Raw genomic sequence first — 223 nt, 5'->3', positions numbered from 1 at the left:
CGTGAACGAGGGGAAGTACGCGGAGGCGAGGGCCGGATTCGCCAAGGCCCTCGCCATTCGGCAGGCGATCGGCGACCGGGTTGGGGAGGCCGTCGCCTGGCACCAGTTGGCGACCATCGACCTGAGTGAGGGGAAGTACGCGGAGGCGAGGGCCGGGTTCGCCAAAGCCCTCGTCACCAACCAGGCGGTCGGCAACCGGGCGGGGGAGGCCGCCACCTGGCAT

Annotated in this window: 1 protein-coding gene; it reads left to right on the top strand. The window is 70.9% G+C overall.

The window, feature by feature from the left end; genetic code table 11:
- Positions 1-223 (top strand): tetratricopeptide repeat protein (locus tag BGIM_RS64805; RefSeq protein WP_162136247.1); only part of this gene is annotated, 223 nt, incomplete at both ends.

Source organism: Zavarzinella formosa DSM 19928 (assembly GCF_000255705.1).
Classification (GTDB): Bacteria; Planctomycetota; Planctomycetia; order Gemmatales; family Gemmataceae; genus Zavarzinella; species Zavarzinella formosa.
This window is presented reverse-complemented; position numbering and strand designations above follow the sequence as displayed.